The following is a 22272-nucleotide window of genomic DNA, read 5'->3' as shown; positions in this document are numbered from 1 at the left end:
ATAACTGCGCGGCTTTGAGATCGACCGTGCGAAAACCTCGGACATTCAGCGCATCAGGGAAAACGCGGCGTGCCTGAACGCTGCCGGCTACGCATGGCGACGAGCGCGCGCACGATCAGCAAGAGGTGATAGTAGAGCCTGAGACTTGCGCCGTACGTATAGGCATCGGGATGTTCGAAGGCGACGCGCAGCGCGGCGAGCGGCGCATCGTGCCGCGCGTGCAGCGAAACGACGATCGGCGCCAACCGGCGCAACGCGATGCCGCGCGCCGCTTCGAGCGATGGATCGAGCGTCATCGCCGAAACGAACTGGTAGGCGCTAAACGCTGCCGCGCTGACCGAACGGCGCGTGCTGCGCGACACGGAAGCCGTCGTCTCGCGATAGTACGAAACGTATTCGTGCAGATAGTAGACATGCTTGGCCGCCAGACACAACTGCGCGCCGAACACGTAATCGCAGCACGCGCCGACTTCCTCGCGATACCCCACTGCCCGCACGAGCGCCGCGAGCGCCATCCAGCCATTGTTGGGGAACATTTGCACAAGACCGGTTCGTCCTGGCAGCGGCTGCATGCCTTGCGCGCGCCGTTTTCGATGGAACGCCGCATTGAGCGCCGCGCTTTTATGGACATCGACGCGACCTTCGGGATCGACCTCGTATTGATCGCCGAACGCGACTTGCAGATGCGGATACGTCGCCCAAAGCGCCGCGAGCCGCGCGACGGCGTCGTGCACGAGATAGTCGTCGTCGTGGATCAGCATGACGAGCGCGCCCGTCGCACGCTCGAAGAGGCTCGACACATTGCGTGCTTGCCCAAGCGGCACGTCGTTGCGTACATATCGCACGCGCGCGTCGTGCGCGTAGCACGCGGCGATGAGCTGCTGCGTGAGATCGTCACGCGAGTCGTCCCCGATCAATATTTCGATGTGCGGATACTTCTGCGCGAGGCAGGAGTCGAGGCACTGCACAATCAGTTCGGGCCGGTTGCAGGTGGGCAGGCAAATGGAGACCGTCAGCGCGTTTTTCATCTTCTTCTCGCTTCGTCGTTTGTTTATATCGGCGATTTTGTCGGCGATTTTCAGCGGCCGCTTCACAATGCGAAATCTTTCGCATCGTTAGCAAGGTAGAAGAAAGAGGAAGAAAAATAATCCGAAAAAAATGGGTAATTAATACGGCGTTTGCGGCTCGGGTTCGTACGCCATACCGATTTACGCGATTCGCGCGTGCATCGCTCTGCCTAACCGGCGCGATGCCCCGCGCCGTCAGTCCGGATATTCGTCGTGACGCTTCCACCAGTTGCCGGTTTCGTTGCGGCCTTTCGGCGCGCGATCGAGCCACTGATACATGCCCCAGAGACTGTCGAGACCTCGCGAGTAGGCCGAGTACGTGTGATAGACGTCGCCGTCCTGCATCGCGAAGACGCTCAAGCCTGGTCTGTCGAGCGAATACGCGGGCGCGGTCGTGCCGACATCGGCGGCGCCTTGCTTGACGGTTTCGGGCGGGTCTTTCTGATCCATCGCGTGGCGATTTTTCGCATAGTTATATTCGATGCTGCCGTCGCGCTGCTGCTCTTCGGTGAACGACACGTTGAAGTCGAAGTTGAAGTCGCCATCGTGCGCGGAGGCCCATGGAAACTGCCATCCCATGCGCTTCTTGTAGGCCGCGAGCTTCTCGATGGGCGCACGGGACACGCACCACAGCGCGACATCGTGATGCGCGAGATGAATGGCGAAACCGTCGAAGCCATCCGCGATCGCGGAGCAAGACGGGCAGCCCGCCTTCCAGTCCGGCCCGAACATGAAGTGATAAACGAGCAACTGCGAGCGGCCGCCGAACAGGTCAGCCAGCGTGGCACTTCCTGTTTCCGTATCGAAGCGATAAGTCTTGTCGATGCGAACCCACGGCAACGCCTGACGTCCCGCGGCGAGTTCATCGCTTTGCCGGGTGAGTTCCTTTTCGCGCGAAAGAAGGCTCAAGCGTGCGGCCAGCCAGTCGTCGCGCGTTCCTGTCGTATGACTCGTCATCGTGCTTGTCTCCCGAGTGAGGTTTCGAAATGCACGGTGTTAGATTAGTACCGGACGCACACCTGAGGGGAGTGACAATTGTGGCGGGAATCGGAGGCGGCATGGATTCGCTGATCAACGCGGCGGCGCGCGCGCTCGCGGCCGGCGACCCCCTTGGCGCGCTCAATCGGGTTGCATTGCGCGACGACGCCGCTGCGCTCGCACTGCGTGGCATCGCCATGGCGCAACTCGGCGAGTTCGCGCGCGCGAAGACCTTGCTGCGCAGCGCGGCGCGTCGATTCGGCGCGAAGGAAGCGGTTGCGCGTTCGCGATGCGTGGTCGCCGAAGCGGAGATCGCGTTGGCATCGCGCGATCTTGCGTGGCCGCAGAAAGCGCTCGATGCCGCGCGCGTCACGCTCGAAGCGCATGGCGACCACGTCAACGCGTTCCATGCACGCATATTGGCGGTGCGCAGGCTCGCGTTGCTCGGCCGGTTGGACGATGCTCGGCTCTTGCTCGCATCGCTCGACGCCTTAAGTCTTCCACCGGCATCGGAGGCCGCACGCGAACTCATTGCGGCGGCAATCGCGATACGGCGTGTGGAGACGCAGCCTGCGCGCGAAGCGTTGACGCGCGCGCGAGAGGCGGCGCATCGGTCGGGTATCGCCGCGCTCGAAGCCGAAGCGGAAAGCGCGTCGAGCGTGCTCGATGCGCCAGCGGCCAGACGTATCGCACAAGGCGAAGCGCGGCTCCTGCGGCTCGATGAAGTGGAGGCGCTGTTTGCATCGGCTGCGTTCATCGTGGATGCGTGTCGCAATGTCGTGCGCGAAGGCGGCGTGACCATTGCGCTGGCCACGCGTCCGGTGCTTTTCACGCTGGCGCGCGCGCTTGCCGAAGCATGGCCGGACGATGTGCCGCGCGACACGCTCATCGTGCGGGCGTTTCGCATGAAGCATGCGGACGACACGCATCGGGCGCGCTTGCGGGTCGAGATCGGGCGCTTGAGGACGATGCTGCAATCGCTCGCGACGGTGAGCGCGACGCCGCGCGGCTTCACGCTGACGCCGCGTCGGGCAGATGAAGTCGTCGTTCTGGCGCAGCCGACGGAAGACGCCTACGCGACGCTGCTGGCCGTTCTCGCCGATGGTCAAACGTGGTCCAGTTCGGCGCTTGCGTTGGCGCTTGGATCGAGCCAGCGCACGGTACAGCGTGGGCTTACGACGCTCGCGGCGGCGGGCAAGGTTCAGGCATACGGACAAGGACGCGCGCGCCGCTGGATGACCGCGCCCCTGCCCGGTTTCACGACGGCCTTGTTACTCCCTGCTGGTTTGGCCTACGACTAGCATGAAGTCTCGATCAACCAGTGAGCAAAGAGGAAGGCGACATGAAACGCGCAAAGGCGGAGATCATCCGCGAATACGGACCTTTTCCCGAAGTGGAAGGCGTGCACGGCGTGAGCTGGGACGGACAGCAAGTCTGGTTCGCCTCGGGCGATGCCCTCAACGCGCTCGACCCCGAAAGCGGCAAGACCCGACGCAAGCTCGCGGTCGCGGCGCACGCGGGCACGGCCTTCGATGGCGAGCATCTGTATCAGATTGCCGAGGACCGCATTCAAAAGGTCGATCCAAAAACCGGCGAGGTCGTCTCGACCATTCCCGCTCCCGGCGGTGGCGCGGATTCCGGTCTCGCGTGGGCAGAAGGCACGCTCTGGGTCGGACAATATCGCGAGCGCAAGATTCATCAAGTCGATCCGGGCGATGGCAAAATTCTACGCACCATCGATTCCGATCGCTTCGTCACGGGCGTCACCTGGGTCGATGGCGAACTCTGGCACGCCACGTGGGAAAGCGACGCGAGCGAACTGCGACGCATCGACCCGGCCACCGGCGAAGTCTTCGAGCGGCTCGACATGCCGGAAGGCGTGGGCGTCTCGGGACTCGAATCGGACGGCGGCGAGCGCTTTTTTTGCGGCGGCGGGCGCACAGGCAAGATAAGAGCCGTGAAAAAGCCGAAGCTAGAATGATGCACCGGCGCTGTGCCGAAACGGTCAAGCCTCGAGTCGAAGACCAGGCATCCCCCTTGCGAACACGCTACTCCGACATTTCGCGCGCCGCGAATTAGCTTTACTCTGTCGGATTGGTGCGCGCCCTTCGCGCATCGTTCAAAGGAAAAGGATTCCCCGATTTGGATTCGACTTTTTTCGGTCGCCCTCAACTCGATTCATGGGTCGGCGAAACGGCGCGCTTCATACGCGATTTCGACTGGCGCAAAACGCCGTTGGGCCCGATCGGCGACTGGCCGCCGGTCTTGCGGTCGGTCGTGCAGGTCATGCTGCCCAACGCATTGCCGATGGCCCTGCTTTGGGGCGACGAAGGCACGCTCGTCTACAACGAAGCCTATGCGAAGTTCTCGGGTGTGCGGCATCCGGGCATCCTCGGCATGGCCATTGAGAAGGCATGGCCCGAGGCGGCGGACTTCAACCGTAACGTGATCGATTCGGGCATGCGCGGCGAATCGCTGACTTACCGCGACACGCGCTTCGTGCTGGCGCGCGAGCACGATCCCGTCGAAACATGGCTCGATCTGCACTACAGCCCGGTTGCATCGGATGAAGGCGTGCCGGTGGGCGTGCTTGCAGTCGTCGTCGAGACAACCGAGCGCGTGCTGCTCGAACGCAATCGGAGTGCGGCCGAAGCGGCGTTTCGCGGAACCAACGAGCGGCTGCAACTCGCGTTGAATTCGGGCGCCGTGCGCGGCACCTTCGTGTGGGAAATCACGCAAAACCGCGTAAAGGGCGACGAACGTTTCGCGCGCACTTTCCTCTTCTCGCTTCAGGAAGTGGAAACCGGCTTGCCGATCGAGGCGGCGCTCGAGATCATCCATCCGGACGACCGCGGACGCGTGACTTCGCTGATCGCCGCGACCTTGCGCGATGGCGCGCCGTATCGCGCCGAATATCGCATCCGCACGCCGGACGAGGGCTGGATCTGGATTCTCGCGTCCGGCCGCTGCGAATACGATGAAGCCGGAGCGCCGCAGCGGTTTCCCGGCGTGATCGTCGATATCAACGACCGCAAGATCGCCGAAGAAAGCCTCAAGGAACTGACGCGCGGTCTCGAAGACAAGATCTCCGAAGCCGTGGCGGCGCGCACCGCGGTCGAGGCGCAATTGCGCCAAAGCCTGAAAATGGAAGCGCTCGGCGCGATGACGGGCGGCGTCGCGCACGACTTCAACAACACTCTGCAGGCCATCAGCGGAAATTTGCAATTGATGCAGTATCTGCCGCCGACCGACCCGCGCGTGCCCGAACGCGTTCAGGCTGCGCTGGACGCCGTGCAGCGCGGCGCGACGCTCGCCTCGCAACTGCTGTCGTTCGCGCGGCGGCAGCCGCTCTCGCCGGTGGTCGTCAATCCGCAGCGGCTTTTTGCCGAGTTGCACGAACTTCTGCAGCACGCGGTGGGCGCGTCGGTGGTGATCGGCGCCACGTTGCCGGAACAGGCGTGGAATTTCTGCGTCGACCGCAATCAGCTGGAGAACGCGCTGCTCAATCTCGCGATCAACGCGCGCGACGCCATTAGCGGCGATGGCCGGCTCACGCTCACGTGTTCGAACGAGTCGCTGGATCACGCCGCGTGCGAGGGCAACGACCTGCGTCCCGGCGAATACGTGCGTCTTTCCGTATCCGATACGGGCACGGGCATGCCGCCCGATGTCCTCGAACGCGCCTTCGAGCCGTTCTTCACCACCAAGCCGGAAGGACACGGCACGGGGCTCGGCTTGTCGATGGTGTTCGGCTTCGTCAAGCAGTCGGGCGGCCATATCCATGTGTCGAGCACGGTGGATGTCGGCACGACGGTGGAGATCTACTTTCCACGCAGTTACGACGACGAGACCTCGTCGGCCGAAGCGGGCAGCATTCCCACGCACACGGGCAGCGCAACCGTGCTCGTCGTCGACGACGACGTCGCCGTGCTCTCCTCGACGGTCGCGATTCTCGAAGCCATGCATTACACCGTGCTCAAGGCCGCAAGCGGCGACGCGGCGATGAGCGTGCTGGAAAGCGGCATCGGCGTGGACGTGATCCTGACCGACGTGGTGATGCCAGGCAAGGTGAAATGCGCCGATCTCGCCGAATGGGCGTTCGCCCAGCCGCAGCCGGTGCCGGTGATCTACGCGTCCGGCTATACCCGCGACATCATCTCGCGCGACGGCGTGCTGCGGCCCAACGTGACGCTGCTGAACAAGCCTTATCGGGCGGAGCAACTGGCGAAGGAAATTGCGTCGGTGTTGAAACGCGAGTGAGCGCGCTTTCCATCCCATCTAAAGTATTTACCGATCCCGCCGTTATGCATCAGTAAGATAAACCAAAAGCAACAGCAACAGCGGACGGGGTCGAAGGTGCAGGGCAGAGCGTCTGATTTTCTCGGGATCATCGGCGAAAGCGTGGCCGGCGAATCTCACTATGTCGAATGCACACGGCGCCTGGACGGCTTTGGAGCCGCGTTCTTCGGCGTCTTGCTGGTCGCCGCGGTGACGCCTTTCATTCCGCTGCCGTGGAACCTGCTGCTGGCGGCCATCGCCATCGCGGCGGTCGTCGTGATCCAGCAGATGCAGCGCGCGCACCGGCAAACCTTCGTCGCGCGTCAGCTCTCGAATGGTCTTCTCTCCATCGCGGACGACTGCATCAAGCTATTGAGTCCGGAGGGCAAGGTCGTCTGCATCTCCGAAGTCGGCCAGCGCCTGATTGAAGCGCGCGCCGCCGACGATGTCGTCGGCATCGACTGGCTCGCGCTCTGGGACGGCCCCGACGCGCGCCGCGCTTTCGAACGCGCCAAGGCCGGCGAATCCACGTCCTTTACCGGCGCGTGCTGCACCATGCGCGGCAATCTGCGCTGGTGGACTTCCACTTTCGCGCCGGTCTACGGCGAGTTCGGCAAGCTGATAGCGGTACTTTGCAAGTCGCGCGACATCACGGCGGAGCGCACGCTCATTGATGAGTTGCGGGGCAAGGCGCGCGTGCAGAAAGACATGGAAGATCACGTCGATGCCGTGTTCTGGACCGCGAGCCACGACTTCCGCGAACTGCTGCATGTGAGTTCGGCATTCGAGCGCATGTGGGAAATGCCCGTGTCCGCGCTCGAAGCGGACGAGACCGCATGGTCGCAGCGCGTGCATCCCGAGGATATCGCCGGGCTGCGCACGCAGATGCGCGCCGCCGTCAACACGGCCATGCCCGCGCAAAGCTATTTCCGTTTGCGCTTGCCGGAGGAACGCACGCGCTGGGTTCGCGCGGATATCTATCCCGTCAGCGAAGACGGCGCGGTGTCGCGCGTGGTGAGCGTTTGCGTCGATGCCACCGAGGAGCGCAACCGGCTTCAGCAATTGCATCGCCTGGCGAACATCGACAGCCTCACGGGTCTTCATAATCGCAACGCGATCGTCGAGGCGCTCGACGCGCGCTGCGCATCGGGCGAGCCGTTCGCTTATCTCTTCGTCGATATCGACCGCTTCAAGTCCATCAACGACACCGCCGGCCACACCGCCGGCGACACCGTGCTCAAAGCCCTGGCCTCGCGCATTCAGGAAGCGCTGCCGCCCGATGCAATCGTCGCGCGGCCGGGCGGCGACGAGTTCACCGTGATCCTGCCGGGCGCGTTCGATCACGAACAAATCGCGCGGGCGTGCCGACGGCTTGCCATTGCGTGTCATCGCCCGATAGCGATGGATTGCAAGAGCATCGCGATGACCTGTTCGATCGGCGTGGCGCTCTTTCCCGAGCACGGCAGTTCGCCCGAGTCGCTCTTCATCAGCGCCGACATGGCCATGTACGCGGCCAAACGCGCGGGCCGCAACACGTTCCGCGTGTTCGGCGAGCGCGAGAAGGACGAACTGGCGCGTGCGCATCTCGAATCCGAACTGTTGAACGCGATTCGCCAGAACCAGTTCCTGCTGCATTTCCAGCCGCAATATCGCGTGGATTCCGGCACGCTCGTGGGCGTGGAAGCGCTGTTGCGCTGGAATCATCCGCTGCTCGGTCTGCTCGGTCCGGGCGCGTTCGTGCCGATGCTCGAAGAGAGCGGCTTGATCGTCGAAGCGGGGCACTGGATCATTCGCGAAGCCGTGCAGGCGGCGTCCCGACTCTCGCATGCAATGCCCGCCGTGCATTCGATGGCGGTGAACGTATCGCCGAAACAGTTCCGCGATCCGCGTCTCGTCTCCGTGCTTAGGCACGCGATCAAGCGATGCTGTATCGACCCGAACAACGTCACGCTGGAAATTACGGAGTCGGCGCTGATCGAAAACGTCGACGATGCACAGGACGTGCTGTCGAAAGTGCGCGAGATGGGCGTGCGGATTGCCATCGACGATTTCGGCACCGGCTATTCCAGTCTCAACTATCTGACGCGTTTCAGGCCCGACGTGCTGAAGCTCGACAAGTCTTTCGTCGATAACATCGCCACCGACGAGATGATGCGCATCGTGGTGGAAGGCGTGATCGAGCTCGCGCATAAGCTCGGTGTGACGGTCGTCGCGGAAGGCGTGGAAACGGCAGAGCAGCTGGACTGTCTGCGCGAGGCGGGTTGCGACAAGGTGCAGGGCTATTTGCTGAGCCGGCCGGTCCCGCTCGACTCGCTGCTCAAGACAGTCACGAAAGTGCAGCGGCTGGCAGCGGGCTGACGCTGCGGCCTGCTTGTCGGCACGGCTCGCAGGCGGGTATACAATCGACTTGTTTATCTGTCGCGCGTTCGAATGCGCCTGCCGCCATCATGGAAACTCCATCGACCAAGGAAACGCCCAAGAAGCGGATGTCTCCCGTCATGCTCAACGTGCTGACCGCGCTCGTTGGCATCGGCACGCTTGGCGTGGGTATCGGCTGGCTGATCTATAGCTGGGTCGTGGATCTGGAAGTGCCTTACTTCGCCATTCCGCTCGTGCTCACCGTGCCGGTGATCGCCGCTGTCGCGTTCCGTAACTGCTGGGACTGAAAACACTCGATTTGATCGACGAAAAAAAAGCCGCGTTCTTATACGCGGCGTTTTTTCTTGATGCAATGCATTCGTTGGTAGGCTCGATTGGATTCGAACCAACGACCCCCACCATGTCAAGGTGGTGCTCTAACCAACTGAGCTACGAGCCTGTGGAGCGGCGGATTATAGAGAGCGGCATCGCAATGCACAAGAGCGCACGCAAAAATTTTTGCGGCGGCGCGGCAGGCTTTCAATTCGCCTCTCAGGGCAAGTCCCGAGTCGGCTATTTAGCCGGGCATTACCTTGACCCCAAGCGTCTCCCTAAACTTGCGTCACAAGGAGGAGACGCCATGTCAAAGCTGATCCACACGATGATTCGTGTGCAGGACCTCGACCGCTCGCTGCGCTTTTACCAGAACGCGCTGAATCTCGAGACGGCGCACCGGCTGGACTTCCCGGACTTCACGCTCGTCTATTTGCGTAACGACGAAACCGACGCTGAAATCGAACTCACGTGGAACAAGGGACGCGCCGAGCCCTACACCCATGGCGATGGCTACGGACACGTCGCCGTGAGTGTCGCGGATGCCAAGGCCGAGCGTGAGCGTCTCATCGAACTGGGCATGACGCCCAACGACCTGCGCGAATTCCGCGACGACGACGGCGCGCTCATCGCCCGTTACTTCTTCATTCAGGACCCGGACGGATACAAGATCGAAGTGCTGGAGCGGCACGGCCATTATCAGTAACACGATTTCGAGCAGCGCATACACATAAATAAGCTGTTGCAGTACCCCACAAGGAGATAGACATGCGAGACACGATCATTCCGATCGTCGCGCCGCGGCGGGCGGGCGACGTCATCGAGGCGGGCGTGCGGCACTCTGAAGCGCAAGCCGCGCCGCCTAAAATTGCGTTGACACGACGCGAATTCCTGCGCGGTTCGGGCGTGCTGGTCGGCACGCTCGCCGTAACCTCGGTGTTCGCGAGCCTGGCGCCAAGCCGCGTGTGGGCGCTCGAACTGCAAGGGTTCGACACGCATCAGGGCGAAGTGTTGCTTGCGTTCACGCGCCAGGTGTTTCCGCATCCCACGCTGGACAACGCCGTGTATGCGCTCGTCGTCAAAGACCTCGACGCGAAGGCCAAGGCCGATCCGGCCGTGCGTCAACAACTCGCCGATGGCATCGGCAAGCTCGATGCCGGCGCCGGTTCCGACTGGACCAAACGCGCCGCGGCGGACCAGGCAAAGGATGTCGCGGCGCTTGCCGGCACACCGTTCTTCGAAACCATTCGCAGCACCGCGGTCGTCTCGCTCTACAGCAACGCGATGGCGTATGCGCACTTCGGCTATGGGGCATCGAAGGGAGACGGAGGCTATCTCTATCAGGGCTTCAACAATCTGTCATGGCTGCCGGACCCGCCGGTCGCCGCAAGCGGACCGATTCCGAAAGACGGCTGATTGCGCGCGGATCGAAACGACATCGGGCGAGCAGGCAGCAGCGCCGACTCTCGCGATACAGCGGACACAGCGGAGACAGACATGTACGCAGGCAACAAGGTGCAGTTCAAGCAGAGCGACGACCACGTGGTCGTCATCATCGGTTCGGGCGCGGGCGGCGGGACGCTCGCCAACGAACTTGCGCAGAAAGGGATCGACGTGGTGGTGTTGGAAGCGGGCGGCTCGCATACGCAAAGCGATTTTTCGACGGAGGAATGGAACGCGTTCCAAATGCTGTCGTGGCTCGACAAGCGCACGACGTCCGGGTCGTGGCGCGTGGCGAAGGACTTCCCGAATCTGCCCGCATGGATCTGCAAGACGGTGGGCGGCACCACCGTGCACTGGGCGGGCGCGAGCCTGCGCATCCAGCCGTGGGAGTTCAAGGCGAAGTCCACGTATGGCGATATCAAGGACGCGAACCTGCTCGACTGGCCCGTCACGCGCGACGAGCTGAACCCGTACTACGACCGCGCAGAGAAGAAGCTGGGTGTCACGCGCACCAACGGTTTCCCCGGACTGCCCGGCAACAACAACTTCAAGGTGATGTCGGCGGGCGCGGAGAAGGTCGGATACAAGGAATGCAACACCGGCCACATGGCGATCAACAGCACCGTGCGCGACGACCGCGCGCATTGCTTCCAGCGTGGCTTCTGCTTTCAAGGCTGCCGCATGGGCGCGAAGTGGTCGACGCTCTATACCGAACTGCCGCGCGCGCAGGCCACGGGGCACATGGAGTTGCGCACGCAGGCGCACGTGGTGCGCATTGAACACGATGCGCGCGGCAAGGCGAGCGGCGTCGTCTACTACGACGCGAGCGGCAAGCTGCAACGTCAGAAAGCGCGCGTCGTCGCGGTGGCGGGCAATTCCATCGAGACGCCGCGCCTCTTGCTGAACTCGCAATCGAGCAAGTTTCCGGACGGGCTCGCGAACGGCTCGGGACAGGTGGGCCGCAACTATATGCGCCACACGACGGGTTCGGTCTACGGCGTGTTCGAAGACAAGGTCGAGATGTTCAAGGGCACGACGATGGCGGGCATCATCGAGGATGAAGCCGTGTTCGATCCCAAGCGCGGTTTCGCGGGTGGCTACCATCTGGAAACGGTGTCGCTCGGTCTGCCGTTTTATGCTGCTTTCGTGGATCCGGGCGCGTGGGGTCCGAGCTTCGCGCAGACCATGGATCAGTACGCTTACACAGCCGGCATGTGGATCGTCGGCGAGGACATGCCGCGCGAGACGAATCGCGTGACGCTCAATTCGGACGTGAAGGATCAATACGGCCAGCCGGTGGCGAACGTCCATTTCGACGATCATCCGAACGACCAGGCAATGCGCGAGCATGCCTACAAGCAGGGCAGCGCCGTGTACGAGGCGGCCGGCGCGAAGATGACGTATCGCGTGCCGCCGTATCCATCGACGCACAATCTCGGCACGGCCCGCATGAGCGCGCGCGCCGAGGACGGCGTGTGCAACAAGCATGGCCAGACCCACGAGGTTGCGAACCTGTATATCTCCGACGGCAGCCAGTTCACGACGGGGGCGGCGGAAAATCCGACGCTCACCATCGTGACGCTCGCGATCCGGCAGGCGGATTACATCGCGGGACAGATGAACGCGCGCCGTGTTTGAACGGATGCGCTAACGCCTGCCATGCTTCCGGGTCCGACTCGATTGCTGGACGAGTCGCCCGGGAGTAGGGTTGACCGGCAATCACGGGAGGGCTTTCTCATGTGCGGGGTTTATATCAACGCCGATCCGATTCTGTATGAATCGCGCACGCGCTCGCTGCGCATTCACGGAGTGATCACCACGGTCAGGCTGGAGAATCTGTTCTGGGATGTGCTGCAGGAAATCGCGGAGCGCGAAAATCTGACGACGAGTCAGTTCGCGGTGAAGCTCTACGACGAGTTGATCGCACTGCGTGGCGAGATGCCAACCAACTTCGCCTCATTCTTGCGCGTGTGCTGCCTGCGGTATCTGTCGATTCGCGAAGTGAAAAAGGCGCCAGCCGAAAGCGAAGCGCGCGTGGGCAATGCGTTGAATGATTCGGGGTTGAGGGTGTTGAAGGCGCGGTAGCGGCTAGCGCCGCCGCCAGTCCAGACAGCGCTGAACCCCCTTCAATTACAAGTCCCATCGATATACTCGAACCCCGAAGCGATCGCAAACCTGATCGCTTCTTCCACGCAATCGAATTCCCCCGGCAGTTGCACCGAGCGCTCGCGGCCGTCCACGTCCTGAATGCGCGCCATCGCGGCAAACGCATCTCCATGCCGGACTGCCGCCGGCGTGACCAACATATCTCTGTAGCTGAAAACCATCGTTATCTCTTGTCGCAATCAATTCTGTCAGCGGCGCTGCCTGTGGAAAACCCTAATTCGGCACGCTCTGCACCGATTAACGGCATCGGCAAACGTTTCTTTACAGTGATTTTCAACTGGCTTTGAGTGGCCTTTCCAACACGATTTCATTTCTTGCGACTTTCCTCAGTCGAATGTGGCGACGACAACATAAAAGCCGTCGCGTCTCGATCAGAATCGGTTCCGTCTTACGAATAAAAACAAACGCTTCAAGGCGGCACCATAGCGGCCAGAGGCTTACGGGGAAGTCATGCAGCGAGATAAAAACAATTCGCTCGAGAAGGGTTTTAAAACCCTCCGGCGAACGACCGCAGTGTGCATCACGTTTTGGGGAAGTATCACGGGCGCTCACGCGCAGGACGCGGAAGCGCCGGCCATCGCCACGCATGTGACGAGCTCGGCGCAAGCTCAGCCGCTCATTTCGCTGCCGAGCACGCCGACGCCCAGCCCGCTGAACCGCGGCACCGCGCTGCCCGCCGCCAATGGCGCGCCTCTCAGCTCGCGCGGCACGGTGAACGGTTCGTCATCGCTCGACAAGGGCGATACCCTCGCCGATACCCCGCGTGCCCGCGGCGCCGACGTCAACGGTCAGAAGCCGCTCGACGATGCGCTCGGCGGCGTCGTCACCACCGACACCGTGACGCTCGCCGGCCAGGACTTCTACAACTGGTTCGCGCAGGCATGGGGCGCGATTCCCCTCTCCGAGCGCTACATCGTCTCGGTGCACGAGCGGCCCTCGGCGCGCTACGGCAGCCTCGTGTGGGTCGAGTTCGGGCAACGCCGCGTGTTCCAGGCGTTCCTGCCGATCGCCCGCTCCAATGTGAAGCCGGTGGCGGAAAACGCGGCGCAGATCGCGTTTCAGAACGTCATGCAGGCCGACATATCGCGCCTCTTGTTCCGCGACGCCGACATGGCGACGGACGAACTCTAAAAAAAGCAACACGGCCAATCACGGGGATTCACGATGAAGATCACTGCGCCCGCAAAACGCGCGATGCTCGCCTGCGCGCTCTCGACGACGCTCGCCGCCGCACACGCCACCTCGCTCGTCTATGAACCGGTCAATCCGAACTTCGGCGGCAATCCGCTGAACGGCACGAACCTGCTCAACGAAGCGAACGCTCAAAACAAGTACAAGGACCCGTCGCTGTCGGATCTCGGCACGAGCAGCCAGTCCACGCTCGACCAGTTCAACACGCAACTGCAGCAGGCGATCCTGTCGCGCGTCGCATCGTCGATTTCGAGCTCGATCGTCGGCACCGACGGCACCTTGCATCCGGGCACGATCAACACGGGCAATTTCTCGATTGCGATCACGCAAGTCACGGGCGGCAATCTGCAAGTGACGACCACGGACAAGACCACGGGCGCATCGACGACCTTCGTCGTTGGCAACGGACAGTGAGCTCGAACATCGTCATGAATAAGAACAACTTCAAATTTTCCGCGATGCGCGCCGCGCTCGGCGCCGCCGTCATCGGCTCGATGCTGCTCACCGGTTGCGTGACCGCGCCGATGCCCTCGGCGGGAAACGCAACCCTCACGCCGCCGACGCGCGTGACCCGCGATCTCACGCATCTGCCGCCGCCGAAGGGACGCATCGTCGCGGCCGTGTATGGCTTTCGCGATCTGACGGGCCAATACAAGCCGTCGCCGGACAGTTCGTTTTCCTCGCAAGTGACACAAGGCGGCGCGTCGTTCCTCGTGAAAGCCATGCGCGATTCGGGCTGGTTCACGCCGGTCGAACGTGAAAATCTCCAGGACCTGCTCACCGAACGCAAGATCATGCGGGCGCTCGAAACGCCCGACGACAAGAACCGCGCGATTCCGCAGATCGGGTCGCTGGCGCCGGCGAGCATCGTGCTGGAAGGCGGCATCGTCGGCTACGACTCGAACATTCGCACGGGCGGCGCGGGCGTCGCGTATCTGGGGATTTCGGCGTCGCAGCAGTATCGCGTGGATCAGGTGACGGTGAACCTGCGTGCCGTGGATATTCGCAACGGCACCATTCTCAACAGCGTCTCGACCACCAAGACCATCTATTCGATTCAGGTAGATACGGGCGTGTACCGCTTCATCGGCTTCAAGGATCTGTTGCAGGCCGAACTCGGCATGACGCGCAACGAGCCGCAACAGTTGTGCGTGAACGAAGCGATCGAATCGGCGCTCGTGCATCTGATCGTGCAAGGCGTGGCCAATCAGTCGTGGTCGCTCAAGGACACGAAGGACTGGTATGACCCGACCATGCAGCGCTACTTGCAGGAAAACCAGGGCTATGCCGCGACGATGGAGCAGATCAATCCCGCGTATAGCCCCGAGAAGATCGATCCGCCGAGCGCATCGGCGGCCAAGAGTTAAGGCACATTGATGGAGGAGACTGAAATGAAGTCAATGCGTTCCTTGACACGCGCCCCGAAAATCGCGCTGCTCGCGGCGTGCGGCGCGGTCGTGAGTGCATCGCTCGCGGTGTTCGCGGCGGACCTCTCGCCGATCTCGGACTTCGGTCCTTCGGAGCCGGGCTTCGGTGGGCAGACGGCGCGTGTCAATCAGGCGGGCGCGGGCAATCGCATCGTCGGCGTGCAGGCAAGGCAGAACGTGCTGCTCGCCAATCAGGCGGGCGTGGCGAACGCCGCCGCAACGGCGCAGGCAGGCAACGACAACTGGACGGCGCTTTCGCAGTCGGGCAGCGGCAACCAGTACGCCGGTTATCAGGCCGGAACGAACAACCGCTCGGTCACGGTGCAGAGCGGCAGCGGTAATGCAGCAGCGGTCACGCAGATCGGTTCCTCGATGTCTTCGCAGGTGACGCAGTACGGCGCCGGCAACGAGGTTTCCATCCTGCAAAGCCGCAACGGCGCAGGCGTGTCTGTGACGCAGACGGGCGGCGCGAGGGCTTCGGTCCTCATGAAGTAGGTGCCTGAACGCCATGGTCGAGTGCCAGGGTGAGAGGAGACCGCGGTAACGCAGTAAGGTGTGATGCAGGAGAGTAGGTGGAGTCGTGCCGGCTGACGGTAGGGGCCGTCAACCGTTAGGGTGACTAATCGAAGTACTCAAAATATCAAATCAACGAGGCATAAAAATGAAAGTCAAGGCATCTATCATCGCTATGGGTCTGGCAGCACTGGCATCGACGGCAGCTTTCGCCGACAACTCGTCGGTAGGCGAAAAAGCCTTCGTGACGCAGATCGGCGCCGGCAACACGGCTACCGTGACGCAGACGGCATCGAGCAACGACACGGTCAATGTTCTGCAAAGCGCGAACAACGCGCAAGCTACTGTCACGTCGTCGAATGGCTCGAACAACGACACCGACATCAAGCAACTGAGCGGCGCGGCGAACTCGAAGCTCGGCGCGACGGTCACGCAAGACGGCGCACACAGCGAAACCACCCGCATCTCGCAGAACGGCACGAACTCGACGGCCAACGTAACGCAAACCAACGCGTCGCAAGACAAGGACACCGTCAACCAATACGGCGCCAACAGCAAGTCGACGATCTCGCAAACGGGCGGCGGCTCGAACACCGTCACCATCAATCAAGGTTCGACGCAGTACGGCAAGATCGACGGCGGCGAAGCCACCGTGACGCAATCGGCCACTATCGGCAACACGGTGAAGATTTCGCAAGACCGTGACCACGGCAAGGCCGTGGTGCAAACCACGGGCGGCGGCTACAACGACACGACCGTGACGCAAACGGGCGGCGTGACCGACACGTCGGTTCAGCAAAACAACGAATACGCCGACACGGTCAAGATCACGCAGAACGGCGCGGAAATCGCCAACGTCTCGTCGACCAACGGTGGCAACAACCACACGACCATCGACCAGAGCGGCGCCAGCCTGCCGAACCTTGCAAGCGTGCATCAGATCAACGCGCAAAACGAGACGACCAACATCGTTCAGTCGGGCGCCGCGTTCAACACCGCTTACGTCGATCAACTGTACGCTTCGAACGACCACGCGACCGTCGTCCAGACCGGCAGCAACAACACGGCTTCGGTTGCACAGCGCTTCGGCGGCGGCAACACGGCAAGCTCGCTGCAACTCGGCTCGTCGAACAAGGCCGATCTGACGCAGGACAGCGCGGGTGAATCGAACATCGTGTCGTCGCAAATCGGCGATCTGAACACGGCGAAGGCTTCGCAGTCGGGCTCGTATGAAGACTTGCTGCTGACGCAAGCGGGCTTCGGCAACGTCGCGACCTCGTCGCAAACGGGCGCCAACAACGTCGGCGTGATCACGCAGATCGGCCTGGGCAACAACGCATCGGTGACGCAAGCTGGCTACGGCAACACGGCTGTCGTGACGCAAACGGGCACGGGCAACAAGGCGACCATCGCACAGAAGTAAGCATCGCGGTTCTTGCAGTACCTTGCGGGCGGCTCATGCGGGAGCCGCCCGTTTTTTATTCGCGTCTCCTATTGCGTTACGCGCCTTGCCCCGGGAAAGGCACGAAGGCGGCGCTGCAATCGACCGGGCCTGACGTGCCCGTGTTGGTCGAACGCGTGACCGTCACGCTGCCGGCGGTCTGAAAGGGCAGATTCGTTCCATCCGCGCCAATGGCGATAAGCGCATCCGACACGGCGAAGCCAGCCGGCGCCATATCCGCGATAACGTTGTTGAGCGAAATCACGAGCGGATTCACGACCGGCGGATTCGGCACACCCGCCGTGCCGCCGGACCATCCGGAGCCTTGCATGATGGGACTTGCCGAATTGAAGCCCTGAAACGTATAGCTCGATGCATTCACGATACGCACGCCATCGAGCGCGATGCCCTGCATGTTCGGATAAAGGCCGCCATTCTTCGTCGCGCTGTAATACGGCGAGAAGATGAGTGCCTGCGGGTTGCCGTCCGGCGACGACGAAGGCGTGCGGATGCAAATGTTCGAATAGCGGATGTTCGAGATCAGTCCGCTGCGGCTCCAGTCCGACTTGATGCGCAGGCCGTTGTCCGCGCCGTCGATCGCGAGATCGTAGACATTGACGTTGCTCACGCTCGGCAAGACGCCGTTGACCGCGACGACATCCGGATTGGCCGCGCCGTTGTCGGTGCCAGCGGTTTCGCTGCCGATCGACATGCCGTGGCCTTCGTAGAAGTGACTATGCGCAACGGTGAGGTTATAGGTCCGGCCGTTGACCGTGCCCGTGCCGCCCTTGATCGCCATGTTGTCGTCGCCGGTGCGGATGAACGAATAGGCGATCAGGATGTTGCTCGCGTCCCCCGCGAGCCTGCCGGGATTGCCCGCATTGCTCGTGATGACGCCCGAACTGCCGGGATCGATGCCGTCGGTGTTCTTCGCGGTGGCGGGGCTATACGGCATGCCGAGATAGTTCGTCATGGCTTCATAGGCGGCCGTCGGCGTGTAGATCTTGACGGCCCATGCCGTGAAGCCGTCGATGCCGCTCGGCACCACATGGAACTTCGGCGCATTCTGCAACGTCACGCGGTACAACGTGAAATTGCGCCCGTTGCTGATCTGGACGAGGCGCGGATTGTTCTGCGCCTGATTCAGCACCTTGTTGGCCTTCCAGCCGATGTCCCACCAACTCATGGTGGTGCCGTCGGGGCGTTTGAGCAGATTCGGGTCGTTCGGCACGCTGCTCACGAGGGGACTGCCGCCGCGCCCGTCGATGACACCGTCGCCCATCACCGCGACATTGGCGACCTTGCTCGCGTTGATGAGCGCGAGACAGCCGTTGTCGCTCGCGGTGATGACGCCGCAACTCGCCGTCCCCTTGGTCTTGTCGTACTGACGTGGGTCGCGCGACGCGAAGAGCGTGACGCCCTGATCGATCCACAAGGTGATGCCGGTCGGCATGGTCAGCGCGCCTGCGAGAAACGCGTTCGCGCCGCCCGATCCGGCCATCAGATGCACGGCCTTGTTGGTCGCGAGACTCGTGCTCGACTTGTTCGCGCAGTCGTTGAGCGCGGCCTGAATGCGCGCGGTGTCGGGCGCAGTGTCGGTGGCGTCGGCGCTATCGGGCAGGAGGCCGTTTGGCAGCGCGGAGAGCGTGGCGGGCAGTTCCTTGCAGACTTGCGCGGCGGTGGGCAACGACGGTTCGGGCGGCAATGCGGCGTCGTAGAGCGTCGTGCCGACCTTGAAGCCTGCGGGCGGCGTGACGACGGCCGAGTCACTGGCGGGCGCGGCATCGGACGCGGTTTGCGCAGGCGTGGCGTCGGAGGCGGTTGGCGCCGGTGTAGCGGTCGATGCAGGATTAGCTGCCGATGCAGGCGCAGCGGACGAACCCGCTGAAGCCGCCGAAGCCGCTGAAGCCGCTGAAGCCGCCGGTGCTTCGCCGTTATTCTCGACCGCCGCGTTTGTCGGCGTGGACGAAGAGCCGCCGCAAGCGCCGAGCGCGAACACCGTCGTAACCGATAAAAGCCACGCGGCCGCGATCCGCGACGGACTGCTCTTGGTTTCTCTCTTTGAACTGCTGTGGATGCAATTTCTCATGCTTGGGTCAAAGCCTCGTTGTTTGAATACGTCATCCGAGGGAGAACGCTGCCTGATGTCATCCGATAAGGCGGCGCAATCCTCTCATGTGGTCGTACAACTTCGAGGAGAATCTTAGCGATCCGAATCAAGAGAGATACTTGGGTTTGTCCCTTAAGCCATTTATAAGAAAAACATAAGAATCGCCGGCGAATCTGTCTTCGAAATCGCCGGTTGAATCGGTTTCAACGTAAGCGCGTCCTGGCTGGCGGGTACGGAGAAGACCCCGTCAACTGCTAGAAGGCATCAAAAACCGGTCGACGATATCCACGATCTGCGCGCGCTTGGCCACGAGAAACGCTTCGGCTTTCATGTCGATATCGAACAGCGTGCCGAAGGTGTGCTGATTCGCGATGCAAAAAAAAGCCAGGCTGCTGATGGTCATGTGCACGTCCTTCGCGCTGACATCGCGGCGAAATACGCCTTGCTCGCGGCCGCGTTCGAGGATGGCGTCGAGCAGGCGAATGATGCCCTGATTGCTTTCGCGCACCACGCCCGATTTCGCGAGGAATGCGCCGCCTTCTATGTTCTCGCTTGCCACGAGCCGCACGAAGCTCGGATGGCTCACGTAATAATCGAACGTGAAGGCGCAGATTTGCGCGAGCGCTTCGCGTGGTGGCATGTTGGCGTCGCCGAGCGCTTCTTCCTCGTGACGGATGCGCTGATACGCCGCTTCGAGCGTCGCGATATACAGTTTCTCTTTTGAATCGAAGTAATAAAAGACGAGCCGCTTGGTGAGTCCGACGCTTTGCGCGACGTCTTCCACGCGCGTGGAGGCGAAACCGTTTTGAGCGAACGCTTCGGCGGCGGCTTCGAGCAAGGCCGCTTTCGTGCGTTCGGCGTCGCGTTGTTTAGGCTTGATCATGCGGCGAGGCTTCGAGTCGGTGAGAGACGCGATTGTATGCTTAACATGTTCCATCGCCGTCATTCGTGAAGACTTCGCGAGTTGGTGCTATGTTGCTGCCGGAGATACTTCCGTCAATAAGATTGCGCCAGTCAAAGGAGTGCAACACATCATGAGACATCGTTTGATCAAAGCGGCAAGTATCCTGTTTTTATCGACAGGTTTTGCGTCGGGCGCGTATGCGCAATCCACGGTCACCATGTATGGCCGTCTCGATGGCGGCATCGAATATCTGAACCACGTGGCGAACGGTCAAGGCGGCACGTCCTCGCGCTGGAGCGCCGAAGGCGGCGACTGGGGCACGAGCATGTTCGGGCTGAAAGGTATCGAAAATCTGGGCGGCGGCACGTCGGCCATCTTCACGCTCGAAACCGCCTTGCAGATCATGAACGGCACAACGGGCGGCGGACGCATGTGGTCGCGGCGCGCTTATGTGGGACTGACTTCGAAAGAGTGGGGGCAATTGCAGGCTGGCCGTAATCTTTTCATCGATAGCGACGGCGTCTGGGAATTCGATCCCTTCGTGCAACAGGCGGTGTCGTCGGCATCGCTCGTGAGAGGACGCAACTGGCAGCAAAGCAGCAATAACGTCGAATATCACAGCCCGGTGTTTCATGGCCTCGACGTGCAGGGGCAGTATGCGTTCGGCAATCAGCCGGGCGCGTTCAACAAGGGCGCGACGGGCGAGTTCGGCCGCTCGGACGGCATCATGCTTACCTATCATTCGTCGATGCTCGACGTGCGCGGCATCTACGATGAACTGCGCAGCGTGGATGGCCGGCTCGACAACATCTTCCAGGCGTCGCGCGAATACTTTGTCGGTGCAAACGTGAAGGTCGACAAGTTCAAGCTGCAGGCCGCGTACACGCACTACGCCGCGCCGGATTCGCCCGCAGGCGTGGCGGATAGCGCCGATCACTACTGGCTCGGCGCGACTTACCAGTGGACGCCGCAATGGGCCGTGACGGCCGCGGGCTTTTACATTCACGTGGGCGACGGCACGGGCGATACGGCGCACGATCCAGCCAGTCACGCGACGCTCTATGCGCTCGGCACGACCTACAACTTCACCAAGCGCACGTTCGTCTATGGCACGGTAGCCTACGTGCGCAACAGCGCGAACGGCACGTTTTCGGTGTTCGCCACGCCGCGCGACACGACGCCCAGCACGAGCCCGCTCGCGGGAGAATCGCAAACGGGTGCGTATGTCGGCCTGATGCACATCTTCTGATTCAGGCTTCGCGGCGCAACCAGTCTGCAAGACGCGTGCGACCCAGACGCGCATCGGCGAGCGGCACGAGCGAATTTTCTTCGAGCGTGCCGCCGAAGTACGTGGCGTTTGTATCGACGACGACATTGCGCGTGTCATTCACCGCCTGAAGATAGCGCGATATCAATTCGTTCATGGGCGCGCGCTCCGGTCCGGCTATATCGAGCACGCCATTCAGCGGCGCGGTCAGCGCGATATCCGCGACGATGGCCGCCACGTCGTCCGCTGCAATCGGCTGAAATCGATGCGGCGAGAGACGCGTTTGGTCATCGCTCGTACAGACATCGGCGATGCCTTGCAGAAACTCGAAGAACTGCGTCGCGCGTACGACGGTGTAAGGCAAACCCGATTCGCGAATCAGCTTTTCCTGCTGGTCCTTTGCGCGAAAATAGCCGTTGTCCGGCATGCGATCCGTGCCGACAATCGACAACGCCACATGATGTTTCACGCCCGCTGCGTGTCCGGCTTCGATCAGGTTCATGGTCGACGTGCGGAAGAACGCCATCACGTCATCGGGCGCCCATGAAGGCGCGTTCGTTACGTCGATGACCGTATGCGCGCCCGTCAACGCTTCCTTCAAGCCTTCGCCCGTGACGGCATTCACACCGCTGCGCGACGATGCGGCCAGTACATCGTGACCCTGTGCGCGCAGAATGGCGACTGCCTTCGCACCGATGAGCCCCGTTCCGCCAATAACGACAATCTTCATGTCCAGCCTCTTCAAGTGGATGAATGGTTGAAGCCATTGTGCAAGAATGATGGCTCACCCAAAAGG

Annotated in this window: 21 protein-coding genes and 1 tRNA gene; 15 read left to right on the top strand and 7 right to left on the bottom strand. The window is 62.1% G+C overall.

Features of this window, described 5'->3' with window-relative positions; translation table 11 throughout:
- Positions 1-53: 53 nt before the first annotated feature.
- Both ACYQ47_RS07165 and ACYQ47_RS07160 read right to left on the bottom strand, forming a co-directional pair.
- The gene (locus tag ACYQ47_RS07165; RefSeq protein ID WP_459904927.1) at positions 54-1028 is read right to left on the bottom strand and encodes a glycosyltransferase family 2 protein; all 975 of its coding nucleotides are present in this window, start codon (positions 1026-1028) and stop codon (positions 54-56) included.
- 234 nt (positions 1029-1262) lie between these two features.
- The gene (locus tag ACYQ47_RS07160) at positions 1263-2024 is read right to left on the bottom strand and encodes a DUF899 domain-containing protein (RefSeq protein WP_459904925.1); all 762 of its coding nucleotides are present in this window, start codon (positions 2022-2024) and stop codon (positions 1263-1265) included.
- Positions 2025-2125: 101 nt separating this feature from the next.
- On the opposite strand from ACYQ47_RS07160, the gene ACYQ47_RS07155 reads away from it, so the two are divergent.
- From ACYQ47_RS07155 to ACYQ47_RS07135, 5 genes are all read left to right on the top strand, one after another.
- Positions 2126-3346, top strand: a complete 1221-nt coding sequence (locus ACYQ47_RS07155) for a helix-turn-helix domain-containing protein (RefSeq protein ID WP_310392658.1) — start codon at positions 2126-2128, stop codon at positions 3344-3346.
- 41 nt (positions 3347-3387) lie between these two features.
- Positions 3388-4026: a Vgb family protein gene (locus ACYQ47_RS07150; RefSeq protein WP_459904924.1), complete on the top strand. Its 639-nt coding sequence runs from the start codon at positions 3388-3390 to the stop codon at positions 4024-4026.
- A 161-nt stretch (positions 4027-4187) separates the two neighbouring features.
- Positions 4188-6305 carry an ATP-binding protein gene (locus ACYQ47_RS07145; RefSeq protein WP_459904922.1) on the top strand — a complete coding sequence of 706 codons (2118 nt, stop codon included), beginning with the start codon at positions 4188-4190 and terminating at the stop codon, positions 6303-6305.
- Between the two features lie 141 nt (positions 6306-6446).
- Positions 6447-8681, top strand: a complete 2235-nt coding sequence (locus tag ACYQ47_RS07140; protein WP_250494175.1) for a putative bifunctional diguanylate cyclase/phosphodiesterase — start codon at positions 6447-6449, stop codon at positions 8679-8681.
- 89 nt (positions 8682-8770) lie between these two features.
- Complete coding sequence (locus ACYQ47_RS07135; protein ID WP_244830044.1) at positions 8771-8989, top strand: hypothetical protein; 219 nt, start codon at positions 8771-8773, stop codon at positions 8987-8989.
- Positions 8990-9064: 75 nt separating this feature from the next.
- On the opposite strand, the gene ACYQ47_RS07130 is transcribed toward ACYQ47_RS07135, so the two are convergent.
- Positions 9065-9141 (bottom strand) — tRNA-Val (locus tag ACYQ47_RS07130).
- A 180-nt stretch (positions 9142-9321) separates the two neighbouring features.
- Between ACYQ47_RS07130 and ACYQ47_RS07125 the strand changes: the two genes are divergently transcribed.
- The 4 genes from ACYQ47_RS07125 (at position 9322) to ACYQ47_RS07110 (ending at position 12542) form a co-directional block, all read left to right on the top strand.
- Entirely contained in the window at positions 9322-9720 is a 399-nt protein-coding gene (locus ACYQ47_RS07125) for a VOC family protein (RefSeq protein ID WP_244830045.1), read from the top strand.
- A gap of 62 nt (positions 9721-9782) precedes the next feature.
- Positions 9783-10430 (top strand): twin-arginine translocation signal domain-containing protein, encoded by a 648-nt coding sequence (locus ACYQ47_RS07120; RefSeq protein WP_309958358.1) that lies wholly within the window; start codon positions 9783-9785, stop codon positions 10428-10430.
- A gap of 81 nt (positions 10431-10511) precedes the next feature.
- Positions 10512-12095, top strand: a complete 1584-nt coding sequence (locus ACYQ47_RS07115; RefSeq protein ID WP_250510757.1) for a GMC family oxidoreductase — start codon at positions 10512-10514, stop codon at positions 12093-12095.
- Positions 12096-12194: 99 nt separating this feature from the next.
- On the top strand, positions 12195-12542 hold the full coding sequence (locus ACYQ47_RS07110; RefSeq protein ID WP_244830050.1) for a ribbon-helix-helix domain-containing protein: 348 nt from the start codon (positions 12195-12197) through the stop codon (positions 12540-12542).
- 41 nt (positions 12543-12583) lie between these two features.
- On the opposite strand, the gene ACYQ47_RS07105 is transcribed toward ACYQ47_RS07110, so the two are convergent.
- Positions 12584-12784, bottom strand: a complete 201-nt coding sequence (locus ACYQ47_RS07105; RefSeq protein ID WP_244830052.1) for a hypothetical protein — start codon at positions 12782-12784, stop codon at positions 12584-12586.
- Positions 12785-13073: 289 nt separating this feature from the next.
- Here ACYQ47_RS07105 and ACYQ47_RS07100 point away from each other — a divergent pair, with 289 nt between their 5' ends.
- The 5 genes from ACYQ47_RS07100 to ACYQ47_RS07080 all read left to right on the top strand — a co-directional run bounded on the left by ACYQ47_RS07100 (position 13074) and on the right by ACYQ47_RS07080 (position 17177).
- On the top strand, positions 13074-13754 hold the full coding sequence (locus tag ACYQ47_RS07100) for a curli production assembly/transport protein CsgE (protein ID WP_250468529.1): 681 nt from the start codon (positions 13074-13076) through the stop codon (positions 13752-13754).
- A 33-nt stretch (positions 13755-13787) separates the two neighbouring features.
- Complete coding sequence (locus ACYQ47_RS07095; protein WP_250468527.1) at positions 13788-14228, top strand: curli assembly protein CsgF; 441 nt, start codon at positions 13788-13790, stop codon at positions 14226-14228.
- Positions 14229-14242: 14 nt separating this feature from the next.
- Positions 14243-15181: a CsgG/HfaB family protein gene (locus tag ACYQ47_RS07090; protein WP_244830057.1), complete on the top strand. Its 939-nt coding sequence runs from the start codon at positions 14243-14245 to the stop codon at positions 15179-15181.
- A 24-nt stretch (positions 15182-15205) separates the two neighbouring features.
- Positions 15206-15736, top strand: coding sequence for a hypothetical protein (locus ACYQ47_RS07085; RefSeq protein WP_459904921.1), 531 nt, complete (start codon positions 15206-15208; stop codon positions 15734-15736).
- 166 nt (positions 15737-15902) lie between these two features.
- Positions 15903-17177 carry a hypothetical protein gene (locus ACYQ47_RS07080; protein ID WP_459904920.1) on the top strand — a complete coding sequence of 425 codons (1275 nt, stop codon included), beginning with the start codon at positions 15903-15905 and terminating at the stop codon, positions 17175-17177.
- Positions 17178-17253: 76 nt separating this feature from the next.
- On the opposite strand, the gene ACYQ47_RS07075 is transcribed toward ACYQ47_RS07080, so the two are convergent.
- A complete protein-coding gene (locus ACYQ47_RS07075; RefSeq protein ID WP_459904919.1) occupies positions 17254-19284 on the bottom strand; it encodes a glycoside hydrolase family 28 protein in 2031 nt (676 codons plus the stop codon).
- 268 nt (positions 19285-19552) lie between these two features.
- Positions 19553-20188, bottom strand: coding sequence for a TetR/AcrR family transcriptional regulator (locus ACYQ47_RS07070; protein ID WP_459904918.1), 636 nt, complete (start codon positions 20186-20188; stop codon positions 19553-19555).
- A 151-nt stretch (positions 20189-20339) separates the two neighbouring features.
- On the opposite strand from ACYQ47_RS07070, the gene ACYQ47_RS07065 reads away from it, so the two are divergent.
- On the top strand, positions 20340-21458 hold the full coding sequence (locus ACYQ47_RS07065; protein ID WP_255784700.1) for a porin: 1119 nt from the start codon (positions 20340-20342) through the stop codon (positions 21456-21458).
- 1 nt (position 21459) lies between these two features.
- Here ACYQ47_RS07065 and ACYQ47_RS07060 read toward each other — a convergent pair whose 3' ends face one another.
- Positions 21460-22206, bottom strand: a complete 747-nt coding sequence (locus ACYQ47_RS07060) for an SDR family oxidoreductase (RefSeq protein ID WP_459904917.1) — start codon at positions 22204-22206, stop codon at positions 21460-21462.
- Positions 22207-22272 lie beyond the last annotated feature (66 nt).

The organism is Caballeronia sp. HLA56 (genome assembly GCF_054655155.1).
The sequence above is the reverse complement of the archived record's forward strand: the minus strand, read 5'-3'. Positions and strand labels throughout refer to the sequence as shown.